The organism is Phocaeicola sp. RTP21359st1_B8_RTP21360_211022 (assembly GCF_040911965.1).
Classification (GTDB): Bacteria; Bacteroidota; Bacteroidia; order Bacteroidales; family Bacteroidaceae; genus Phocaeicola; species Phocaeicola vulgatus.
Genome location: NZ_JBDFXP010000005.1, coordinates 79,474 through 103,161, shown reverse-complemented (window position 1 = coordinate 103,161; position 23,688 = coordinate 79,474). Strand labels below are relative to the sequence as shown.

General features: G+C 43.1%; 17 protein-coding genes and 1 tRNA gene. 16 read left to right on the top strand and 2 right to left on the bottom strand.

Annotated features, from left to right (window positions below; all coding sequences use genetic code 11):
- Nucleotides 1–38: 38 nt before the first annotated feature.
- From murG to AB5062_RS03735, 6 genes are read left to right on the top strand one after another with little or no spacing between them, the layout of a single operon-like run.
- On the top strand, nucleotides 39–1,169 hold the full coding sequence (gene murG, locus AB5062_RS03760) for an undecaprenyldiphospho-muramoylpentapeptide beta-N-acetylglucosaminyltransferase (protein ID WP_368326834.1): 1,131 nt from the start codon (nucleotides 39–41) through the stop codon (nucleotides 1,167–1,169).
- Nucleotides 1,159–2,535, top strand: coding sequence for a UDP-N-acetylmuramate--L-alanine ligase (gene murC / locus AB5062_RS03755; protein ID WP_008668485.1), 1,377 nt, complete (start codon nucleotides 1,159–1,161; stop codon nucleotides 2,533–2,535). The genes murG and murC overlap by 11 nt, the downstream gene beginning before the upstream one ends.
- The gene (locus AB5062_RS03750; RefSeq protein WP_005845306.1) at nucleotides 2,532–3,269 is read left to right on the top strand and encodes a cell division protein FtsQ/DivIB; all 738 of its coding nucleotides are present in this window, start codon (nucleotides 2,532–2,534) and stop codon (nucleotides 3,267–3,269) included. Before murC ends, AB5062_RS03750 begins: the two co-directional genes overlap by 4 nt.
- Nucleotides 3,270–3,272: 3 nt before the next feature.
- Nucleotides 3,273–4,775 (top strand): cell division protein FtsA, encoded by a 1,503-nt coding sequence (gene ftsA / locus AB5062_RS03745; protein ID WP_032952211.1) that lies wholly within the window; start codon nucleotides 3,273–3,275, stop codon nucleotides 4,773–4,775.
- 37 nt (nucleotides 4,776–4,812) lie between these two features.
- Entirely contained in the window at nucleotides 4,813–6,117 is a 1,305-nt protein-coding gene (ftsZ, locus tag AB5062_RS03740) for a cell division protein FtsZ (protein WP_005845300.1), read from the top strand.
- A 21-nt stretch (nucleotides 6,118–6,138) separates the two neighbouring features.
- A complete protein-coding gene (locus AB5062_RS03735; protein ID WP_005845298.1) occupies nucleotides 6,139–6,588 on the top strand; it encodes a GatB/YqeY domain-containing protein in 450 nt (149 codons plus the stop codon).
- A 540-nt stretch (nucleotides 6,589–7,128) separates the two neighbouring features.
- On the opposite strand, the gene recO is transcribed toward AB5062_RS03735, so the two are convergent.
- Nucleotides 7,129–7,854 carry a DNA repair protein RecO gene (recO, locus tag AB5062_RS03730; protein WP_005838942.1) on the bottom strand — a complete coding sequence of 242 codons (726 nt, stop codon included), beginning with the start codon at nucleotides 7,852–7,854 and terminating at the stop codon, nucleotides 7,129–7,131.
- Nucleotides 7,855–8,097: 243 nt separating this feature from the next.
- Here recO and AB5062_RS03725 point away from each other — a divergent pair.
- The 9 genes from AB5062_RS03725 to AB5062_RS03685 all read left to right on the top strand — a co-directional run bounded on the left by AB5062_RS03725 (nucleotide 8,098) and on the right by AB5062_RS03685 (nucleotide 19,867).
- Nucleotides 8,098–8,169, top strand: a tRNA-Glu gene (locus tag AB5062_RS03725).
- A 42-nt stretch (nucleotides 8,170–8,211) separates the two neighbouring features.
- The gene (gene rpsT / locus AB5062_RS03720; protein WP_005838940.1) at nucleotides 8,212–8,466 is read left to right on the top strand and encodes a 30S ribosomal protein S20; all 255 of its coding nucleotides are present in this window, start codon (nucleotides 8,212–8,214) and stop codon (nucleotides 8,464–8,466) included.
- Between the two features lie 446 nt (nucleotides 8,467–8,912).
- Entirely contained in the window at nucleotides 8,913–10,877 is a 1,965-nt protein-coding gene (gene gyrB / locus AB5062_RS03715) for a DNA topoisomerase (ATP-hydrolyzing) subunit B (protein WP_005838938.1), read from the top strand.
- 327 nt (nucleotides 10,878–11,204) lie between these two features.
- Nucleotides 11,205–13,883 (top strand): 4-alpha-glucanotransferase, encoded by a 2,679-nt coding sequence (locus tag AB5062_RS03710; protein ID WP_117829695.1) that lies wholly within the window; start codon nucleotides 11,205–11,207, stop codon nucleotides 13,881–13,883.
- Between the two features lie 73 nt (nucleotides 13,884–13,956).
- The gene (locus tag AB5062_RS03705) at nucleotides 13,957–15,312 is read left to right on the top strand and encodes an MFS transporter (RefSeq protein ID WP_005849623.1); all 1,356 of its coding nucleotides are present in this window, start codon (nucleotides 13,957–13,959) and stop codon (nucleotides 15,310–15,312) included.
- Between the two features lie 705 nt (nucleotides 15,313–16,017).
- Nucleotides 16,018–16,503 (top strand): AraC family transcriptional regulator, encoded by a 486-nt coding sequence (locus AB5062_RS03700; protein ID WP_022508113.1) that lies wholly within the window; start codon nucleotides 16,018–16,020, stop codon nucleotides 16,501–16,503.
- A 72-nt stretch (nucleotides 16,504–16,575) separates the two neighbouring features.
- Nucleotides 16,576–19,062, top strand: a complete 2,487-nt coding sequence (locus AB5062_RS03695) for a PL29 family lyase N-terminal domain-containing protein (protein ID WP_032952209.1) — start codon at nucleotides 16,576–16,578, stop codon at nucleotides 19,060–19,062.
- A 139-nt stretch (nucleotides 19,063–19,201) separates the two neighbouring features.
- Complete coding sequence (locus tag AB5062_RS03690) at nucleotides 19,202–19,447, top strand: hypothetical protein (protein ID WP_005838925.1); 246 nt, start codon at nucleotides 19,202–19,204, stop codon at nucleotides 19,445–19,447.
- A gap of 123 nt (nucleotides 19,448–19,570) precedes the next feature.
- On the top strand, nucleotides 19,571–19,867 hold the full coding sequence (locus tag AB5062_RS03685) for a hypothetical protein (protein WP_032952208.1): 297 nt from the start codon (nucleotides 19,571–19,573) through the stop codon (nucleotides 19,865–19,867).
- Nucleotides 19,868–19,973: 106 nt separating this feature from the next.
- On the opposite strand, the gene AB5062_RS03680 is transcribed toward AB5062_RS03685, so the two are convergent.
- The gene (locus AB5062_RS03680; protein WP_005838923.1) at nucleotides 19,974–21,569 is read right to left on the bottom strand and encodes a DUF6377 domain-containing protein; all 1,596 of its coding nucleotides are present in this window, start codon (nucleotides 21,567–21,569) and stop codon (nucleotides 19,974–19,976) included.
- A gap of 248 nt (nucleotides 21,570–21,817) precedes the next feature.
- On the opposite strand from AB5062_RS03680, the gene AB5062_RS03675 reads away from it, so the two are divergent.
- The gene (locus tag AB5062_RS03675) at nucleotides 21,818–23,668 is read left to right on the top strand and encodes a glycoside hydrolase family 13 protein (RefSeq protein ID WP_032952207.1); all 1,851 of its coding nucleotides are present in this window, start codon (nucleotides 21,818–21,820) and stop codon (nucleotides 23,666–23,668) included.
- Nucleotides 23,669–23,688: the final 20 nt, after the last annotated feature.

Here is a 23,688-nt window from a genome sequence, read left to right as displayed (position 1 = left end):
ATTTATACTTTTGCGAATAATTCGACTAAAAAGGAATTATGGAAGAAAATTTAAGAATCATCATCAGCGGAGGAGGAACCGGGGGACACATTTTCCCCGCAGTCTCTATTGCCAACGCCATCAAGGAACAACATCCCGAAGCGGAAATCCTGTTCGTAGGCGCTGAAGGCAGAATGGAGATGCAACGCGTTCCTGCTGCCGGATACCCTATAAAAGGATTACCTGTTGCCGGATTCGACCGTAAGAACTTATTGAAAAATGTTTCGGTTCTTTTCAAATTGGTCAAAAGCCAGCTATTGGCACGTAAAATCATCAAGGATTTCAAGCCACATGCAGCAGTAGGTGTAGGCGGATATGCCAGCGGTCCTACTTTGAAAATGGCCGGGATGATGGGTATTCCGACACTGATACAAGAGCAGAACTCTTATGCCGGAGTAACCAACAAACTATTGGCAAAGAAAGCCTGCAAAATATGCGTGGCATACGACGGCATGGAACGTTTCTTTGAAAAAGACAAGATTATCCTGACCGGAAACCCTGTCCGCCAAGGACTGCGCAACCATCACATCAGCCGTGAAGAGGCTATCCGTTCCTTCGGGCTGGACCCATCCAAGAAAACAATCCTGATTGTAGGAGGAAGCTTGGGAGCACGCACCATCAACAACTGCGTGATGGAAGGTTTGGACAAGATTAAAGCATCCGGCGCGCAGTTTATCTGGCAAACCGGGAAAATATATATCGGCGAAGCACGCGCCGCAGTAGCCCAGGCCGGTGAGTTACCAATGCTCCACGTAACCGATTTTATCAGCGATATGGCCGCCGCATACAGTGCTGCCGATTTAATAATCAGCCGTGCCGGAGCAGGTTCCATCTCCGAGTTCTGTTTGTTGCAGAAACCCGTCATTCTGGTTCCGTCGCCTAATGTGGCCGAAGATCATCAGACCAAGAACGCACTGGCGCTGGTCAATAAAAACGCAGCACTCTATATCAAGGACGCCGCTGCCAAAGAAGCTCTGCTGGACAAAGCGGTTGAAACCGTGAAACAGCCGGAAACATTGAAAAGTTTAAGTACAAATATTGCTAAATTAGCCTTTACCGACTCAGCCAACGTTATTGCCTGGGAGGTATTCAAACTGGCTGATAAATACAGAAAAGAAAATGGACGTTAACACATTAAAATCTGTTTATTTCATCGGTGCCGGAGGTATCGGCATGAGCGCATTGGTACGCTACTTCCTGTCAAAAGGCAAGAAGGTAGGCGGATATGACCGTACGCCCAGTGAACTGACAGAAAAGCTGATAGAAGAAGGAGCAGCCATCCATTACGAAGAAAGCACGGAACTGATAACGGATGCATTCCGCGACCCGGCAACTACATTGGTTGTCTATACTCCGGCTGTCCCCGATACACATAAAGAGTTTACCTATTTCCGGGAAAACGGTTTCGAGATACATAAACGTTCGCAGGTATTGGGAATGCTTACCCATGCAGGAAAAGGACTTTGTGTAGCCGGCACTCACGGTAAGACCACCACTTCTACCATGACAGCCCATCTGTTACACCAATCCCATGTAGGATGCAACGCCTTTTTGGGAGGCATCTCAAAGAATTACGGCACCAACCTGCTGTTGTCTGACAGCAGTGAATACATGGTTATTGAAGCCGACGAGTTCGACCGTTCTTTCCATTGGCTCTCGCCCTACATATCGGTGATCACCGCAACCGATCCCGACCATCTGGATATCTACGGAACCAAAGAGGCTTATCTGGAAAGCTTCCGCAAATACACCTCACTCATCCAGCCGGGAGGTGCATTGATTATACGTAAAGGCATCGAGCTGCAACCGGCTTTGCAGAATGGTGTGAAACTGTACACCTATTCCCAAGAAGAGGGTGACTTTCATGCAGAGAATATCCGTATTGGGAACGGTGAGATTTTCTTTGATTACGTATCACCCTTGGGAAATATCCCCAATATACAGTTGGGTGTCCCCGTCAGCATCAACATTGAGAACGGGGTAGCCGCCATGGCTTTGGCGCAGATGAGCGGATTGACTGATGAAGAAATAAAGAGAGGTATGGCAAGTTTCCGCGGAGTAGACCGTCGTTTCGATTTCAAGATAAAGAACGACAAGGTGGTTTTCCTGAGCGACTATGCGCACCATCCTTCCGAGATAAAACAAAGCATACTCTCCATGCGTGCCCTCTATCGGGACAAGAAGCTGACGGCTGTTTTCCAGCCGCACCTCTACACACGTACCCGTGATTTCTACAAAGATTTCGCCGACAGCCTTTCCTTGTTGGACGAAGTCATCCTGGTAGATATCTATCCGGCACGCGAGCAACCCATCCCCGGCGTCACCAGCAAACTGATTTACGACCATCTGCGTCCGGGCATCGAGAAGAGCATGTGCAAGAAAGAAGAAATTCTAGACGTACTGAGCAAGAAAGATATAGAAGTATTAATCACCCTAGGTGCGGGCGACATAGATAACTATGTACCCCAAATCTGCGGATTACTGAATAAAAAATGATAAAGAAAATTCTCATACTCCTGTTTCTGTTGCTGATAACCGCCTACCTTATTGTAGCCGTTACCGCTTTCAACACCAAGCCTGCCGACCAGGTTTGCAAGGGTATGGAATTGATTATCAAGGACAGTATAGACCATGGTTTTATCAGCCAGAAAGGGATACTCCGCTTACTGAACGGTAAGAAGCTCTCCCCTGTGGGTAAGAAGATGGGTGACATCAACACCCGCCTGCTGGAAGAAGAACTCAGCCAACATCCCTTGATTGAAAATGTGGAATGTTACCGTACACCGGGATGCAAGATAGGTATCGAAGTGACACAGCGCCTCCCCATCCTCAGAGTGATGGCAAACAACGGAGACAACTATTATATTGACAATAAAGGAAAAATCATGCCGATACCCAACAGTTCGGCACACGTAGCTGTTGTTACAGGATACGTGGATCGTGATTTTGCCGTCAAGGAACTATATACCTTAGGAGTCTTTCTACAGGCCCATCCGCTATGGGATGCCCAGATAGAGCAGATCAACGTGACACAAGCCAAAGAACTGGAACTGGTTCCACGGGTTGGCGAACATATCATATTCTTAGGCAAGCCCGGGAATTATGAGGAAAAGTTCGAGAAACTAAAAACTTTTTATGAGAAAGGACTGAACCAAGTAGGCTGGAACAAGTACAGCCGCATCAGTCTGGAATTTAATAATCAGATTATTTGTACTAAAAAAGAGAAGTAAGATATGGCAGCAACAGATTTTATAGTAGCAATAGAACTGGGATCCTCCAAGATCACAGGTATTGCAGGAAAGAAACATGCGGACGGAAGCATACAAGTGCTGGCCCTCGCCAGCGAAAACTCTTCGGATTTTATCCGTAAGGGAGTGATTTACAATCTGGACAAAACCGCACAAAGCCTTACTTCGATTATCAAGAAACTGGAATCGACATTAAAGGCTTCTATCGGAAAGGTCTATGTAGGTATCGGAGGACAATCTCTACGCACCATCCGTAATACGGAGGTACGTCATCTGGAAGAAGAAACCAAAATTTCACAGGAACTGATTGACTCCATCATGGACAGCAACCGCGAAGTCCCCATCATAGACCAGGAAATACTGGAAGTGGCCCCCCAGGAATATAAAGTAGGCATCAACCTGCTGGCCGATCCTGTAGGAGTTCCCAGCGATCATATAGAAGGGCGTTTCCTTAATATCATCGCCCGCAGCAGCGTGAAGCAGAACATTGACAAATGTTTCAAACAGGCAGGAATCGAAATAGCCGACTACATCATCTCACCGTTGGCTCTGGCCAATGCCGTACTGACCAACAGTGAAAAACGTTCGGGCTGCATGTTCATCGACTTTGGCGCAGATACGACTACCGTATCTGTCTACAAAAACAACATACTCCGCCATTTGGCAGTCATCCCACTGGGAGGGAGCAACATCACCAAAGACATTTGCAGCCAGCAGATTGAAGAGGAAGATGCCGAAGAACTGAAAAAGAAATACGGCAATGCCTATGCCGACAAGTCGGAAGACGGAGATGACAACCCTACCTACTCGCTGGACGGGAAATGCAGTATTGAGTCACACTTACTGGAAGACATCGTAGAAGCGCGTGTCAATGAGATACTGGCCAATGTATGGAACCAGATTGTTCTTTCGGGATATGAAGACAAACTGCTGGCAGGAGCTATCATTACCGGCGGTGCTGCAAATCTAAAGAATATGGAGGAAGCATTCAGCAACCGTACCAAAGTAGAAAAGGTAAGAATGGCCAAAGAAAGCCAGCTAAGCCTGAAAGGTGGCATGATGGAACTGAAAAAAGATGGTACATGCAATACAATCATCGCTTTGCTAGGAGCCGGAAAAGAGAACTGTTACCGCCCGGAACGTCCTATCCAAGTACCTCTCTTCGATGAAAGCGGCGAGAATGTGGAAGACAAAAGGAAAAGAGAGAAAGAAGAAGCAGCCAGAATAGCAGCGGCAGCCAAGAAAGCAGAGGAAGAGGAGAAGCTGCGAAAAGCCACTTGCGAGAGCCTGATAAGAAACGCAAAAGAGCTGAAAGAGGCAGGCAAATACAAAAATGCCTTGTCGCAACTGGCCAAAGCACGCGATCTAGGAGTGGCAGAAGCTTTGAACCAAATACGCGACCTGGAAAAAGAAATCAAGAGTTTGAAAGAAGCCAACAGTCCGATCAAACGGCTGACCGACTTGTTTGGAAGGATTCTGGAAGAATAATAACGAATTACATCACCTTAATATAATATAGAAGATTATGTCTGATGAAACTATAATGCCATTCGATTTCCCGGCAGAAAACCCGACTATCATTAAAGTAATCGGTGTGGGAGGTGGCGGCGGCAATGCCGTAAATCACATGTATAAAGAAGGTATACACGATGTAACATTTGTTGTGTGCAACACAGATAACCAGGCGTTGGCCGAATCCCCCGTTCCCGTGAAGTTGCAACTGGGAAAAGAAGGATTAGGAGCCGGAAACCGCCCGGAGCGTGCACGTGAAGCAGCCGAAGAAAGTATAGAAGACGTAAAAGGAATGTTGAACGACGGCTGTAAAATGGTATTTATCACTGCCGGAATGGGAGGAGGTACCGGAACCGGTGCGGCTCCGATCATTGCCAAGACAGCCAAAGATATGGATATCCTCACCGTAGGTATTGTCACCATTCCGTTCCTTTTTGAAGGAAACCGGAAGATTGACCAGGCGCTGGACGGCGTGGAGAAAATGAGCCAGCATGTAGATGCCCTGCTGGTGATCAACAATGAACGTCTGCGTGATATTTATTCGGACTTCAGCGTGATGAACGCTTTCGGCAAAGCGGATGACACTTTATCCATAGCAGCCAAGAGTATTGCCGAGATTATCACCATCCGCGGTACCATCAACCTGGACTTCAATGACGTGAAAACAGTACTAAAAGATGGTGGAGTAGCCATTATGAGTACGGGATACGGCAAAGGGGAAAGCCGCGTGAGCCAGGCTATCAATGATGCGCTCCATTCCCCGCTGCTGAACAACAACGATATCTTCAACTCAAAGAAGATCCTGTTCAACATCTCTTTCAGCACCAAGAGCGAGTTGATGATGGAAGAGATGAATGAGGTTCATGACTTCATGAGCAAATTCGGCAAAGACGTGGAAACCAAATGGGGGCTCTATATCGACGAGTCGCTGGAAGAACAGGTGAAGTTCACCGTACTTGCCACCGGCTTCGGCATCAAGGATGTACCGGGCATGGACAACATGATGAACAAACGCACCATCGAGGAACAAAAGAAACTGGAAGAACTGGAAGAAGAGGAACAGCGCAAGGATGAACGTCGTGGAGATTACTACGGCAAAGACACCTTCAAGAACAGCAACAAGAAGAAACGCCATAACATTTACATCTTCAGCCTGGAGGATCTGGACAATGATGACATTATCAGTATGGTGGAAACGACCCCTACTTTCCAACGTACCAAAACTGTGTTGGAAAGTATCCAGTCTAAAGCAATAGCCGAAGAAGAGGAAACATTCAATAACGATGCCGAAAACGGCGGAATAACGATCACATTTTAACAACTAAAATAGAAAAGAACCATGGATTTATTTGACGTAATCAGCAACGATATCAAAGAGGCTATGAAAGCCAAGGACAAAGTGAAACTGGAAACTTTGCGTAATGTGAAAAAATTCTTCCTTGAAGCAAAGACAGCACCGGGCGCCAACGACACTTTGACGGATGACGCTGCATTGAAAATCATGCAGAAACTGGTAAAACAAGGGAAAGATTCAGCCGCCATTTACCAAGGTCAGGGCCGCGCCGACTTGGCTGAAGCCGAACTGGCCCAAGTGGCAGTGCTTGAAGCCTATCTGCCCAAACAAATGAGTAACGAAGAACTGGAAGCCGCTTTGAAAGAAATAATTGCAGAAGTGGGTGCCGCCGGTCCTCAGGATATGGGTAAAGTCATGGGTGTCGCCACCAAAAAGTTGGCAGGCAAAGCCGAAGGACGTGCCATCTCGGCTAAAGTGAAAGAATTACTGGGATAATACTCCGGCAATCCATATTCGAGAAACGAAACTTCTGCCCCGATTCATCTTTACGGGCAGAAGTTTCGTTTTTTATAAAATCAGTAAGAAGCAAACGTATGCAGTACCCTATCCAGTTTCCCGTTTATCATTCTCACTTCACCAATACCCTGGAATTCAAAGTATCCTTCAGTGTGTTCAGCCACAATAAAAATCTGATATACAGCGCATAAGGCTGACAGTAGTTCCTTCAGTGCGCTGTCAGCACCTTCAGCCGCCGCAACACCCGCACCGGACCGATGTCCTTGACCATCATGCTAAAGGACAAGAATGAGTCATACAATATCGTGGTCAAAAGATTGCACCTGCTTTCCATCTTAACTTTCAAGACAGGAAGAATACTCATTTGCTTCCTGGACTAATTCATCGTTTCACCTTAGTGATGAAGTTGTTTCACTAGGATGATGAAACTTCATCACTAGAGTGCTAAAGCTTCCTCACTAAAGTGAAACGATAAATAAAAAAAGGCGTGAACATGAACACATCCAGATAGAAAGGATTTCACGAGAACAACTCTTTCAGCACATCCAGCGATTTCAGCACCGGAAAATCCGGCAGATGCAAACGATAGTAATCATTCATAATAACCAGACAGCGGTTACGCTCCAGACGGCTCATAGTAAAAAGATGCATTGTTTCATAATTCATACGCATTAAAAGGTTGATACGTGAAGCCTCCTCCGGTTTCAAAAAAGCGCCATGTAATGGCCGGACAGACACGAAGCAGGCATTCAGCATATCAAAAAAGCATCCTTCCCTATAATCCTCCGTATTAGGATACAGACCGAGGAAACGTGAAAAACGCATCAGAAAAACCAAATGAAAATTGGAGAAACTTCTGTCGCATTCGTCCAGCCACCGGATAGAATGCTCCAAATAAGCAAACAACGGCCCGTTCTCCGCTTCTTCACGCAAAGCACGATACAGAAATTCCGCCAAGAACATGGCAATGGAAGATTTATAAGGATCGTATGGCAACGTGCGGAAAGGATACCACGACTTCGCTTCTTTTATACGATACAAATTGGACATCGGACGATAATCCGCTTCAAACTCTATCATGGAAAGCGGCTGGAACAATACCGTCTTCACCGCCGATTTCCGTGAACGGGGAACAGACACAAGAAAAGAAGCACGGCCATTCTCGCGCGTATAAATATCAACGATATTCGAAGTATCATTGTATTTTAAGGTATGAAGTACAATTCCCACCGTCTTTTGAAGCATACTCTTTCTCTCTTTTATATACTAGGTAATCGTTGTCCGCAATACGTTTTTTGCTTTTCCACACAAATATACGCATCGTTGGAACATACAAAAATAGGGTTTTTAGATGAAAATGCACGTATTTACAAAAAAAATATGCCGAATATTTTGTCAATTCAAAAAGAGTTCCTACCTTTGCAACCGCAAAAGAGAAAAACACTCTCCGAAAGCAAGCCAAGCTAAGGCTCGGCAGAATCAAGGCTCGGCCCGTTCGTCTATCGGTTAGGACGCAAGATTTTCATTCTTGAAAGGGGGGTTCGATTCCCCCACGGGCTACAAATAAAAATAATAAAAGAACAAAATTAAAGATTAGTCGAAATGGCAAATCACAAATCATCATTAAAGAGAATCAGACAGGAAGAGAAGAGAAGACTTCATAACAGATATTATGCAAAAACAATGCGTAACACTGTTAAAAAACTTCGTGCAACTACTGACAAGGCAGAAGCTGTTGCAATGTATCCGGGCGTTCAGAAGATGTTGGACAAGCTTGCTAAGACCAATATCATACACAAGAACAAAGCCGCTAACTTGAAGTCAAAATTGGCTGCTTACATTAGCAAACTCGCTTAAGCAAAGTCTTAAACTAAAAGATAAAATAGGCAGGATTTTTCAATCCGGCCTTTTGTCTTTTTATGTGTTTCATAAAACACAAGCAATACATATTGCAAACGTAACATCGAAAAAATACGCAAGTCCTCGCTCCGCGGAAAACAGCCCTGAAGAATCTGAAGCATTCATGAAGGATTTAGAAGAGAATCATACATGATAAGATGCTGATAAAAAGCCTGTTAAGCGTCAATGAAGGATTTGAAGGAAAAAGAAGCCCCATTAATCTTCAGAAGACTTACCCTCGAAATAAATACATCACTCCCCTACTTTTCCCGGCGTTCACGGACAGACCTCATTCCAAACCTGTCCAATCCCCTCTTTTTTACGTTTTTTAGTCCATAAAAGCTGCCTGTCTCAGCAATTTTTCGTATCTTTGAAAGCTAATATTTAAGATAATTGAATCAAACATGAGTGAAGAAGAAAAGATAAACGGCGAAAACAATTACTCGGCCAGTAACATCCAGGTATTGGAAGGTTTGGAGGCTGTACGTAAACGTCCCGCCATGTATATCGGAGACATCAGCGAAAAGGGATTGCACCACTTGGTTTACGAGGTTGTGGACAACTCTATCGACGAGGCATTGGCCGGCTACTGTGATCATATAGAAGTCACCATCAATGAAGACAACTCCATTACCGTACAGGATAATGGCCGTGGTATCCCGGTAGACTTTCACGAAAAAGAAAAGAAATCTGCATTGGAAGTGGTAATGACCGTGCTGCACGCGGGAGGTAAGTTCGACAAAGGTTCTTACAAGGTTTCAGGCGGTCTGCACGGTGTAGGTGTTTCTTGTGTGAACGCCTTGTCTACTCACATGACCACACAGGTATTCCGCGGTGGCAAGATCTACCAGCAGGAATACAGCTGCGGACATCCTTTGTATTCTGTAAAAGAAGTAGGAACAGCTGATATTACCGGAACAAAACAGACTTTCTGGCCGGATGATACCATCTTCACTGTTACCGAATATAAGTTTGACATTCTACAGGCACGTATGCGTGAATTGGCCTACTTGAACAAAGGTATCACCATTTCACTGACCGACCGCCGGATCAAAGAAGAAGATGGCAGCTTCAAGAAAGAAATATTCCATTCGGACGAAGGAGTGAAAGAGTTTGTACGTTTCCTGAACCGTAACAACGAAGCGCTGATTAATGATGTCATTTATCTGAATACCGAAAAAAACAATACCCCCATTGAATGTGCCATCATGTACAATACAGGCTATCGTGAAAGCCTGCATTCGTATGTAAACAATATCAATACAATAGAAGGCGGCACACACGAGGCCGGTTTCCGCAGCGCATTAACCCGTGTACTGAAGAAATATGCGGAAGATACCAAAGCACTGGAAAAAGCAAAAGTCGAGATTTCGGGAGAGGACTTCCGCGAAGGCTTGATTGCCGTCATTTCAGTGAAAGTAGCCGAGCCGCAGTTCGAAGGACAGACCAAGACCAAGCTGGGCAACAGCGAAGTGAGTGGTGCCGTGAACCAAGCTGTAGGCGAAGCGCTTACATATTATCTGGAAGAACATCCGAAAGAAGCAAAACAGATTGTTGACAAAGTGATCCTGGCTGCAACAGCGCGTATCGCCGCACGCAAGGCACGTGAATCTGTTCAAAGAAAGAGTCCGATGGGCGGTGGCGGACTGCCGGGCAAACTGGCCGACTGCTCGAGCCGTAATCCGGAGGAATGTGAACTATTCCTGGTCGAGGGTGACTCGGCAGGTGGTTCTGCCAAGCAAGGACGTAGCCGTGCCTTCCAGGCAATTCTACCTTTGAGGGGTAAAATCCTGAATGTGGAAAAAGCGATGTGGCACAAGGCTTTTGAAAGCGATGAGGTCAATAATATCATCACCGCCCTGGGTGTCCGTTTCGGTGTGGACGGAAATGATGACAGCAAAAAAGCGAACATCGACAAGCTGCGTTATCACAAAGTGGTGATCATGACCGATGCCGATGTCGATGGTTCTCACATCGACACCCTTATCATGACATTGTTCTACCGCTATATGCCGGAAATTATAGAAAACGGACATTTGTACATTGCCAATCCGCCATTGTATAAATGCAGCAAAGGAAAAATCAGTGAATACTGTTACACCGAAGAAGCACGCCAGGCATTCATTCAAAAATATGGTGACGGACAAGAAAACGGAATCCATACACAGCGATACAAAGGTCTAGGTGAGATGAATCCCGAACAACTGTGGGAAACAACAATGAACCCTGAAACGCGTATTCTGAAACAGGTAACAATTGACAATGCCGCCAACGTAGACTATATCTTCTCCATGCTGATGGGAGACGATGTAGCTCCACGCCGCGAGTTCATAGAGAAAAACGCGACATATGCGAATATAGACGCGTAATTTTTCATTCATTATTTTTTAATCAAAATCCATCCTCACATCTTACAATTTGAGGTAGCCCCGATCCTGCTTTTCTCTGGATCGGGGCTTTTTTATCAATGAAAACCAACCTGACCCCATTTATATTTTTCCTCCTTTAAATGCCCGAAGAAACAGATACTCATACCGACTCTTTTTTTCGATGAAATGGGCAGAAATTGTAATAGTTCACCGCCGGTAACAAACATAACCTCATTCATTTTTCTTATAAATTAATTGGATGAAAGACGATATTCTGCCAGAAAGTCTTAATTTTGGGACATTAAACCATTTAACTCGAATAATAACATGAAACTCACATTTCGAATTGAATACCGTACAGCCTGGGGAGAAGAACTGGGGGTGATACTGGACGGAAACAATAGTGAACCTATCATCCTTCGCACTCCAAACGGGGAACATTGGGAAGGTGAAGCTGAAATGCCGGACCTCCCTGCATGCGTGCCTGTTTCCTACCGCTATGGAGTATATCGTGACGGACAGTGCATCCGCCGTGAAAGCGGAACCATGGCTCATTTGTTTTGCCCCGGAAAAAAGAAAAACTGCCACTACATATTAAATGATTTCTGGAAAGACCTTCCGGCTGAATCTTACTTATACAGTTCCGCCTTCAGGGGTGATTATCAGTCTGAGACAACTATAAAAGTCACAGCAAGCGCCGATGGAAGCATTACTTTCCGGGCCTTATGCCCTTGTCTGCATCATAAGCGTCAAGTGCTGGCTATCAGCGGAGATTGCCCGGCTTTAGGCAATTGGGATATTCAAAAGACGGTCCTGATGGAAGAAATACAACCGAACGAGTGGACCATCACACTGAATGTTTCTACTTTGGAGTTTCCGCTAAGTTATAAGTTCGTAGCCTGCAACGCCGACAGCAAGCAGGTAGAGGAATGGGAGAACCACGACAACCGGATGCTTAATAATCCGGAATTAAAAAAAGGAGAAATTTACCTGACACCGGAAACTGAAGTTCATTTCACTTCATCGGCCCGTAAGGTGGCGGGAACAGCTATCCCTGTATTTTCTCTCCGCAGTGAGAAAAGTTTTGGAGTAGGAGATTTCGGAGATTTGAAGAAACTGATAGACTGGGCGGCAAAGACCCACCAGCAAGCTGTACAAATCCTCCCTATCAACGATACGACCATTACCCATACCTGGATGGATTCTTATCCCTACAACAGCATTTCCATTTATGCATTCCACCCGATGTATATTGACCTGAACCAGCTGGGTAAGATGAAGGATAAGGAAGCGCTGGCTGTTTTTGAAGCCCGCCGGCAAGAATTGAACGCTCTTCCCCAAATAGATTATGAAGCGGTGAACAATGCCAAACGTGCCTATTTGAAAGTGATGTTCCAACAAACCGGAAGGAAAGTGCTAGCTTCGGCCGAATTCAAAAAATTCTTTGAAGAAAATGAACATTGGCTGCTGCCATACGCCGCATTCAGCTATCTAAGAGATCTGTATGGCACTCCGGATTTCAGCCAATGGCCTGAGCATACAGAGTACAAGGCAGAAGAAATAGCAACCTTATGCGCACCGGACAGCTCTTGTTATGAAGAAATCGCCTTTTACTACTACACACAGTACCATTTACATATCCAATTACTTGATGCAGGAAACTATGCCCGCGAAAAAGGTATTATCTTTAAAGGTGATATCCCTATCGGCATCAGCCGCAACAGTGTGGAGGCATGGATTGAGCCGTATTATTTCAACATGAACGGTCAGGCAGGCGCACCGCCCGACGCATTCTCCGTGAACGGACAGAACTGGGGCTTTCCCACCTATAATTGGGAGGTAATGGAACAAGACAACTACCAATGGTGGCAGAAGCGTTTCCGCAAAATGGCAGAGTATTTCACAGCTTACCGCATAGACCATATTCTTGGTTTCTTCCGTATCTGGGAAATCCCATCTCATTCGGTACATGGTTTGCTGGGACAGTTTGTACCGGCATTGCCTATGAGTGTGGACGAAATTCAAAGTTACGGGCTGCCGTTCCAAAAGGACTTCATGACCAAACCGTTCATCAACGAAGAGATGCTAAACAAGATGTTTGGTGACAAAGCTTCCTTTGTAAAAGAAACATTCGTACAACATGCTCACGATGACATTTATGAAATGCGCCCGGAATATGATACCCAACGCAAAGTGGAGGCTTATTTCTCCGATAAGAAAGATGAAGAAAGTATCCATATACGCGAGGGAGTATATGCCTTGATAAGCAATGTATTATTTGTTCCCGACCGCAAGCACCCCTCCATGTACCATCCAAGAATTGCCGTTCAGAATGATTTCATCTTCGGGCGCCTCGACTGGAAGGAGAAAGATGCTTTCAACCGTCTGTATAATCATTATTATTACCAACGCCATAACCAGTTCTGGTATCAGGAAGCGATGAAAAAGCTGCCTATCCTGACACAAGCCACTTCTATGCTGGTGTGCGGAGAGGATTTAGGAATGGTTCCCGACTGTGTGCCTTGGGTAATGGACCAGTTGCAAATACTCAGCCTGGAAATCCAACGTATGCCCAAGAATCCCAAACACGAGTTCGGTCACGTGTGGGAATATCCGTACCGCTCGGTCTGTACTATTTCCACTCATGACATGTCTACTCTGCGGGGATGGTGGGAAGAAGATTATGAACAGACCTGCCGCTACTACAACCATGTAATGGGACACTGGGGAGAAGTTCCGGTTTCAGCTCCGGGATGGGTTTGCGAGGAAATAGTACGCCACCATCTGGAATGTCCGTCATTGCTGTGCATCCTGTCCTTTCAGGACTGGCTGTCAATAGACGAAGAAATCCGCTATCCCGATGTGAACGCGGAACGTATCAACGTACCTGCCAATCCAAGACATTACTGGAGATATCGTATGCATCTCACTTTGGAAGAACTGATAAAGAACAAGAAGTTCAATGAAAAGCTGGTAGAGATGATTGACACCACCGGCAGATTCTAACCATCCACCACAGACAGCCTGGGGCTGTCTGTGGTGACTCCCTACCCCAACGATAATCAATAACACACATACCATGAAAAAAATTCCCGATTTAGGTTTCTGGAAACTATGGAATATTAGTTTCGGATTCTTTGGCGTGCAGATAGCCTACGCTTTGCAAAGCGCGAATATCAGCCGTATCTTTTCCACTTTGGGAGCAGACCCACACAGTTTAAGCTATTTTTGGATATTACCTCCGCTGGCAGGAATCATCGTCCAACCCATCATAGGCGCACTGAGTGACCGCACTTGGACGCGTTTCGGACGGCGTATCCCCTATCTGTTTGCAGGAGCTCTGGTTGCTGTCTGCGTCATGTGCCTGCTCCCTAATGCAGGTAGTTTCGGAATGACAGTCAGTGCAGCTATGGTATTCGGTCTGATATCACTGATGTTCCTTGATACCTCTATCAATATGGCCATGCAGCCCTTCAAGATGATGGTGGGCGATATGGTGAATGAAAAACAAAAAGGACTGGCTTACTCCATTCAGAGCTTTCTCTGTAATGCCGGCAGTCTGGCAGGATATCTTTTCCCGTTTATTTTTGCCGCCATCGGCATCAGTAATATTGCTCCCAAAGGTGTTATTCCCGACTCTGTCATCTATTCTTTCTACATCGGCGCATTGATACTGATTCTATGCGTGATCTATACTTCGGCCAAAGTAAAGGAATTTCCTCCCGAAGAATATGCAGCATATCATGGCATCACCCATGAAAGCAAAAAAGAAAAGACAAATATGTTCAAATTGCTGGTCAAGGCTCCCAAAGCCTTTTGGACAGTAGGACTGGTACAATTTTTCTGCTGGGCAGCCTTCATGTTCATGTGGACTTACACCAATGGAACAGTTGCTTTGAATGTGTTCGACACACCGGTCATAACAACCATGACAAACGGTGTTTCCAGAGTGGTACTGGATACACAATCCGCACAATACCAGACAGCGGGAGATTGGGTCGGGATCTTATTTGCTGTCCAAGCCATCGGTTCCGTTATTTGGGCAACGATCATCCCGATGATTCAGAACCGCAAACTTGCCTACGTACTCAGTCTGGTATTGGGAGGCATTGGATTCATCTCCATTTTCTTTATCCATAATCAATATGCTTTATTTGCATCCTTCATCCTGATAGGTTGCGCATGGGCAGCCATGCTGGCCCTTCCCTTTACCATTCTGACCAATGCATTAACAGGAGGACATATGGGAACCTATCTGGGATTATTCAATGGAACTATTTGTGTTCCACAGATTGTCGCAGCTTCTTTAGGAGGTATCGTACTGAAGATGTTTACCAGTCCGGGTAGTGTCGCTCCGGAAGTAAACATGCTGGTATTGGCTGGAGTGTTCCTGATTATCGGTGCCGGCTGTGTAAGTATTATCAAAGAGAGGTAAAGCGTTTCCCGAAAGTAATATATGCTCATTCCATCACCACCGTTCAATGTTCTGTTTCCCGAAACTGAAATTCACTCCGCGGTGTCAAAACTTTGTTTTTGAAAACATGAACTTATAATCTGAAATTTGAGCATCCTAAAAGACTAAAGAAAGGATCGTATCATTACTCAATACAGAGTTTGATACGACCCTTTTACGCGTTATAATTACTATCTGCAACTTTTCAAAGCTGTCATTTTGGTTTTGACACATTCATCTTCATTCCGTCCAGCATTATTCCAACTTCTCCATGAATTCTGGATGCCGATAGAAAAAATCAGACGCCATATAATAAAGTACAAAGCGGTACTCATTTCTGACACATGAGTTACATTCTGCGCCCAAGTATATAATAAAACGAAGAGATAAATAATTGATTTTTATCTGTTTAGACTACAAAATACAAGATAGGTTTTTATATATCTCTTAGTAAGAGATATATAATTCTCGTGCAAAAATAAGGAAAGTTTTGATAACTAATACACTTTTCATTAAAAAAATACGATCTAAAGCAAAAAAAAGCCTTTTTTCTTATTTAATCTTTCTCTCAACAGGCCACTTCTCACTGATTTAATTATTTGATTTTATGCATATTACATCTATTTTGTCGATCTCTTACTAAGAGATCGACAAAATAAGCAAATAAAAAAACGAAAAAAGAATTGAATGGAATACCTGTTTCTGCGACGTAAAAAGACCCGCTACACTTCGGTGCGCCAAAAGACTTTGCTCTATCGTGCCGCCTCTCGCCGATGGGAGAAGGAGTTTGCGTTGCGGACGGACGTCCGCCGGATAGATGCTCTTATATATAAAGGTATATTATACCTGATGGAAGTGCGTCAAGTATTCCTCGATTCCTCTCTTTCGCTGAAGACACTGAGTGCGATGCTGGAGACAAACCAGACTTATTTAAGTAATGTGGTGAACCGCTATTTCGGCTGCAACCTGAAAGAACTAGTAAACACTTACCGAGTGGAATACGCCAAAGAACTGCTCCGCAGCGAACGATGCCCCATAGAGGAAGTTCCCGTACGCAGCGGCTTCGGTTCGAAAAGCCCTTTCTATGTGGCGTTCGGAAAAGTGACGGGCATGACGCCCCGGCAGTATGTGGCACACGAGAGGAATCCGCTGAAACAGGAGGAAAACAATTAAGTCCTTTTATAATAAATGGTATGTATAACCAATTTTAGTTTTTTAAATTTATAAATTTAAAGTTTTTCTATTATGAACAAAAAGTTTTTAAGTGCAATCCTGTTCGGAGCCTTAATGGTTTCGTCAACAGGAACATTTGTGTCTTGTAAAGACTACGATGATGACATTGACGAGCTGACTTCGCGCGTGGATGGCGTTGAAGGTCAAATCAAAGACCTGGAAGCAAAAATCAATGCTGCCAACTGGATTACTTCTGTAACTCCTGCCACAGGCGGTTTCACTGTTGCTTTCAATGACGGTAGCAGCTACACCATTACCAACGGTAAGGACGGTGAAGCAGGTGCTGCAGGTACAGAATGGACTATCTCGGAAGATGGTTTTTGGGTATGCAACGGTGAGAAGACTACCGTTAAAGCTGTAGGCCAGGACGGCGCACAGGGTGAACCGGGCAAGGATGCTCAACCTGAAGTGAAAAAGGAAAACGGCAAGTGGTATTTGTGGAACGGTACAGAATTTGAAGAATTTGCCGGCGCTACTCCTGCAACAAATGTTCCTTACTACTACGCTGATCCTACTGATCCTAACAACTACGTTATCATGGTTGTTTGTGACAAAGACGGTAAGAATGAAAAATCTGTTCGTCTGCCCTTGAACGAAGGATTGGCTCAGATTACTGTATTGGAAAACAATTTCAATATTGCTTATAGCATTGCTAAAGAAGGAACAGCATGGCCGAAATGGGAAGGTGGTTCTAAAGAAAAACCTGCCAAAGGTGAATATATGGTAGGACAATCTACCAGTTCTATTATAGTTCAGATATCCCCGGTTTCTTACGATTTATCAGGAAAAACCGTTAAGGCTGTAAACTCTAAAGGTGAAGAACTGCCTATCAAATTAGGAAAAGTAGTTCCTTTTAGTGGAGTATTAAGCAGCAGCAGAGCAGCTTCTACAACCGGATTGTATGAAATTCCTGTAGAAGGTATTACTGTTAATGATGAAATAGTTGAATCATACGGCAATAGCAATGCTGTAGCGTCATTGGTTGTTAACGAAAATGTTTACTCTCCATTCAATGGTGATTTTAATTTTAGTTTGGTGGATGCCCAAGATGTTAATATTCCATTCGGTAAATACCAGATTAATGAGCAAGGTGATACTTATCTCACATCATACGTGGATGCTAAGCCAGGTGAATCTGTAACAATTGTCCCTGAAAAAAAATGGGCAGGTCAACTATTCGATTCATACATCACAATGGCTGATAATGCTCAAGCAAAAGCAGACTCTATCCGTTATGGCGTATCATTCGATGGTATGACTATCAATCTTAATGACAAGGCTGCAGGAAATGTTTACTTTACAGTTCATTATATGAATGTTTTCGGTAAGGTTAAATCTGACAATGTAACCTTGAACTTTAATGAAAAAACTCCTGATGCAGAAGAAATTACTTCTATCGTAAGCAAGAAGCATGTTGTAACAGAAGTGACTGAAACTGCTGAACAAGCATTTATCTCTGACTTAAAGCCCTACTTCGATGCCATGGGTGCAGACAAACGTGTCGTTTGGAATGCTGAATATCAAGAAATGGTACTTGAACCCCAAGTAGAATGGGTATATGAAAATGCTGAAACAGGCAAGATAGAAACTGAAAATCTAACCGATCTTGTTAAGAATATCGCTACTGTTGACTCTGAAGGTAAAACAACAACTGAAGCAGCCCAAATAGCAGGTATCAAAGTTAACTTCAACACAAATTACGGTAGTCAATTAGCCAAAATCATTGAAAATGGTGGTGAGTTTACAGCTAAGGTAAATGTTGTTGCAGCTGTTAAAATTGGAACACTCAATTATTTCAGAACAATTGCTGTTATTAACTTGCCGTTCACTATTGAAAAGCCAAGCGATGCAACATTGGCAGCAGCTTATACATTTAACCCGTCATACTATTTGAATAAGATTGTAACAGTTTATGCTAGTGAAATCACTAAAGCCAACATTTTCTCTGCTGGAACTGTAAGTGGATACAAAGCTATTGAAGATGATGCTGACAAGATTGCTGTTAGTGACAACGGTACTATCACATTAACTGAAAAAGGGGAAACTAACAAGGCTTATACGTTAACAGGTGGTAAGGTTACCTATGCAGGCGTACAGTTCCCGATTGCTGACTTCAAAGTTATGTTTGCTGAAAGCAAAAACTATACAACAGTTATGCCTGCTGGTATTTCTATCATCTCTGGTAGTGGTAACATAGTAACTGTGAAATATGGTAAAGCTGCTGATAAGAATGACAAGAACATCTATTACCGTGTAGATAACATTTCTGGAACACAAGATGATATTCAAAATGTAGTTTGCGAAGTCGAAGCTAAATATACCCAATATTTGACAGCAAATATAAACGGTAAAGATATTAAACTTACAGCAAATGCTGGTGATGCAAACAAAGTATCTGTAGCAACCCCAGTCAATGTGAAATTGACTATCACTACTTCAACAAATGAAAAAGTAGAAGACACCATTACTGTAAACCTGACTCCCTATCCGGCACAGTAATCAAAGTCTAAACACACAGAGATAAGGATTTAATATCCTCCTCTCTGTAGAACTACTCCCAAGCAGAGAGAGAATTATTTTGAGTTATTCAACTCTCATTCTCTCTCTGCTTTTTTATTTATGCCAAACAATCAGTACTATGTCCAATAATTTTTATCAGGCATTCAATAGCATCAGCGATTCGATGACAAAAACCGTTCCTAAAGAAATCAAAATGACAAATGAGGTCGTATTTACAGAATCCACTCCATTGATTTCCAAAGATATTTATCGCACCTACCGACATTGCCGCAATATTGAAATAAGCCACCTATGGCAATACTCTATCTCTCCTATTACATTTATAGTATTTTGTCTTTCAGCCTATGGTTATCTACCTGTATAGATATGCTATCAATGTTACTATTTTCTACCAAAACATCTCCGAAGATACGCTGAACACTTATTGGAAGTTTACTAGTTGTGGTGCTATTTTTATCTCTCACATAGGTACTGTACTCTCTGTTTTATGAATTTAATGGTCGAAGATTCAAAGACATGGTTTGAAATTTATGAAGTTGCCATTGCTGTTTATGAAGAAAATGACAAGTACCTGAACAAAATAAAAAATAATAATAACGAGGACAAAATAGGTGCTTTCCAATTTCAACAATTAGAAAGTTTCGAGACCAAGTTAACTGAAAAGATATTCGACTTGCCTATCCTCAATGTCCAAGGCGGGACTTATCCATCTTCTAAAATCAATTGTGTTATTGGACAAGTAATGCTATCCGTTTGGGGAACAATTACATTTTGCCACATTTAGAATAAATACGACCAAACTCCCAAGGTTAGAGCTAATACTTACTGAAGCACGGAATAACAGTGAATACACTTATATTACATTTGCTGGTATTATTGTAATCATATCTCTACAAGTTCATCACTTCCTGTTCAAAAGTTTCCTTGTTTCCTATCGCCTTATTACGCATCTTGCTGCGATAATTATAAATCGTTGCCAAAGAATACCCCAAGAAATGGGCAATCCGATTACTATCAGTCACTCCCAGACGGATCAAAGCAAATATACGCAATTCCGTAGTCAGCAACTCGCCCGATTTGGGATATATTCTTCCTTCCTCTACCAATAACTCATTAAAAGAAGTAATGAAATGAGGAAATAACTCCAGGAAAGACTTATCAAACTCATTATAAAAATCCTTCCGTTCATCTCGTATGAACTGCTCGGATTTAATCGCTTTAAACAAATCGTCTATACGGGAGGCCATTGCCAGTTTCGCCAAAGAACGACGATAAAACTCCAACTTGTCCAGATAAATCACACATCTGTCCAAATAACGGGCAATGTATACTTCCTTGATCTTCCCCGTCTGTGCCAACTCAGCATTTACTTCCTGCATCTGCTGATTAGCCAGACTCAGATTACGGCGCATCACTGATAATTTCTTCATCCATCGGTACAGATAAAAAATAGCAGCAAGCAAAAATAAAGAAAGCAAACTGACACTGATTAAAAGAGTACGGGAAATCTGCCTCTCTTTTTCTTCTTTCAATTTATATGCTTTATCAATAATAGGAAAGAACTGCGTTACCTCAATAAACCGCAAACGGGCATTACAAGCTACCGCATCCTCCATTGAACAATTCAAATACTTATAAGCACGATCCAAATCACCTACCTCATACATCAGTTGAGCCAATTTCTGTAAGGATGCATATTCACGAATAGACGATTTCAAATCTGTAATAGCGGTCAAGGCCAGATAATAAATTTCTTTCTGAATATCTCCCCGCATATCGTAAGCCTCGGATAAAGTATAATAAATATACCCTTTTTGCCGTTCATCCGGCGTTTCTTTCAATAGGTCCGACAATATAACCAAAGCAGAATCCACCCTGCCATTAATAATCTTTTTCTCGGCCCATACAATGCTCCTGTCCACACAAGGATCAGTAGCAATAAGAATAGAATCCCTGTAAGCATCGGTCTTTTTCAAATATTTCACTTTTTCGGCATCATTGGTGGTATAATCGGCCACCCAACCATAATAAGCCCGATAGGTCCGGTAATAATAAGCCAAAGTCTCCCGTTCCAATTCCAACGGGTCTACCCGCTCCAATTGTTCCAAAGCCTCGTTATACATTCCCATCACCCCCATCACCTCGGCACGGTTAATGACAATCTCATTCTTTAACTCCGGATGATTCAACAGAGGCAACAAATTCATTTTTCCATTAATATAATACAATGCGGAATCAGCTTGATAATGCAGATAAGCGTTAAACAAAGAACCGCAAAGTTCATATTTCTCCCTATTATCTTTAGAACGGTGAAGACGTTGCTTTAAATCCACAATCTCTTTTTCCTTCTGTACATGACAAGCGGTCTTATTATCTATGACCCGATCCAACCTTTTCAACACTTCTTCATTGCTGTTTTTATCAGCAAACAAAGGAGTTGTCAAAGTCAACAAAAACAATATAAAGAAATAGGTTACATTCTTCATCTTATATACTTATTATAGATTCACAAATATATAAATATAAGTAATTAGAATAAAGTTTTTCAACGAAAATATTTTCATTGACGTTTATATTTTCAGCAATACAGCAAAGACAAATGCGCCTAATTATCAATAAGTTGAATCTATAAAACATTTATATTTTTATTCTAGTACTCAAATCTCAGCTATTCCACTCCTACATTTGCAACATCCAAATGAAATGAAGATATAAACACTAATTTCTATATATTATGAAAAGAACATTCGCACTTATGGCATTACTCGCGTTATTCGGTTTGCAACACACAGTGTCCGCAGCCATAATTAAAAAAGTAGCCCCAACCTTCTGGTGGGCGGATATGAAGAATCCCGAACTACAGATCCTACTGTATGGCGACAATATTTCCTCCAGTGATGTAAGCATCTCTTCTAAAGACATTCTTCTGAAAGATGTTGTGAAACAAGAAAATCCCAATTACTTAATCTTATATATGGATTTATCGGAAGCTACTCCGCAGACTTTTCATATTACACTGAAACAAGGTAAAAAGCAAACTGTTGTGCCATATGAAATAAAACAGCGTAAGGCAGATGCTTCCAACGTGGAAGGCTTCAACTCGGGTGACGTATTATATCTGATTATGCCAGACCGCTTCGCCAACGGAAATCCCTCGAACGATGTCGTACCGGAAATGTTGGAAGCAAAGGTAGACCGTAACGATCCGTTCGCCCGTCACGGGGGCGACCTCGCAGGTATTGAAAATAATCTGGATTATCTCTCCAACTTGGGAGTTACGGCAATCTGGCTGAACCCCATACAGGAAAATGACATGAAAGAAGGATCCTATCATGGCTATGCCATTACCGATTATTATCAAGTAGACCGCAGATTAGGTAGCAATGAAGAATTCTGCAAGCTGGTAGAACAAGCACACAGCAAAGGAATGAAAGTTGTTATGGACATGATTTTCAACCATTGTGGCAGCGAAAACTATCTTTTCAAAGATATGCCTTCCAAAGACTGGTTCAATTTTAAAGGAAACTACACACAAACTTCTTATAAAACAGCGAGTGTACAGGATATCCACGCTTCTGATTATGAACGCAAGATAGCCGTAGACGGATGGTTTACAGAATCAATGCCCGACTTGAACCAACGCAACCGCCATGTAGCCCGCTATTTGATCCAAAGCAGTATCTGGTGGATAGAATATGCAGGGATTAACGGCATCCGTCAAGACACACATCCTTACGCAGATTTCGACATGATGTCAGAATGGTGTAAAGCCGTGACCGATGAGTACCCTGATTTCAACATAGTAGGTGAAACTTGGTTGAACAGTAATGTGCTGGTTTCTTTCTGGCAGAAAGACAGCAGACTGGCTGCTCCCAGAAACTCCAATCTCCGTACCGTGATGGATTTCCCGCTGATGGAACAAATGAACAAAGCCTTTGACGAAGAAACAACTGACTGGAACGGCGGATTATATCGTCTTTACGATTATCTTACTCAGGATTTGGTATATGCAGATCCGATGAATCTGCTCGTTTTCCTTGATAACCATGATACTTCACGCTTTTATTTAAATGAAGAAGCCACGCAAAATATTGACCGCTACAAACAAGCACTTGTATTCCTGCTGACCACACGTGGCATTCCCCAGATTTATTATGGGACAGAAATTCTGATGGCTGCAGATAAAGCCAATGGCGACGGTCTGTTACGTTGTGATTTCCCCGGAGGTTGGAAAAATGACCCACGCAACTGTTTCAATGAGGCTAACCGTACTCCGCAGCAAAATGAAGCCTTTACTTATATGCAGAAATTACTCCAATGGAGAAAAGGGAATGAAGTCATAGCCAAAGGCAGATTGAAACACTTCGCTCCCAACAAAGGGATTTACGTTTATGAACGAAAATACGGAAACAAATCGATAACGGTTCTCATGAATGGAACAGACAAAACGCAAACCATAAACCTGACTCCATACAAAGAAGTACTTCCAACAACATCAGCCCATGATGTTTTAACGGATCAAAATATCGACTTGAATAAAAACCTAACACTTCCGGGGCGTGAAATGCTAGTTTTAGAATTTTAAAACAACCAGTAAAAGCTTAT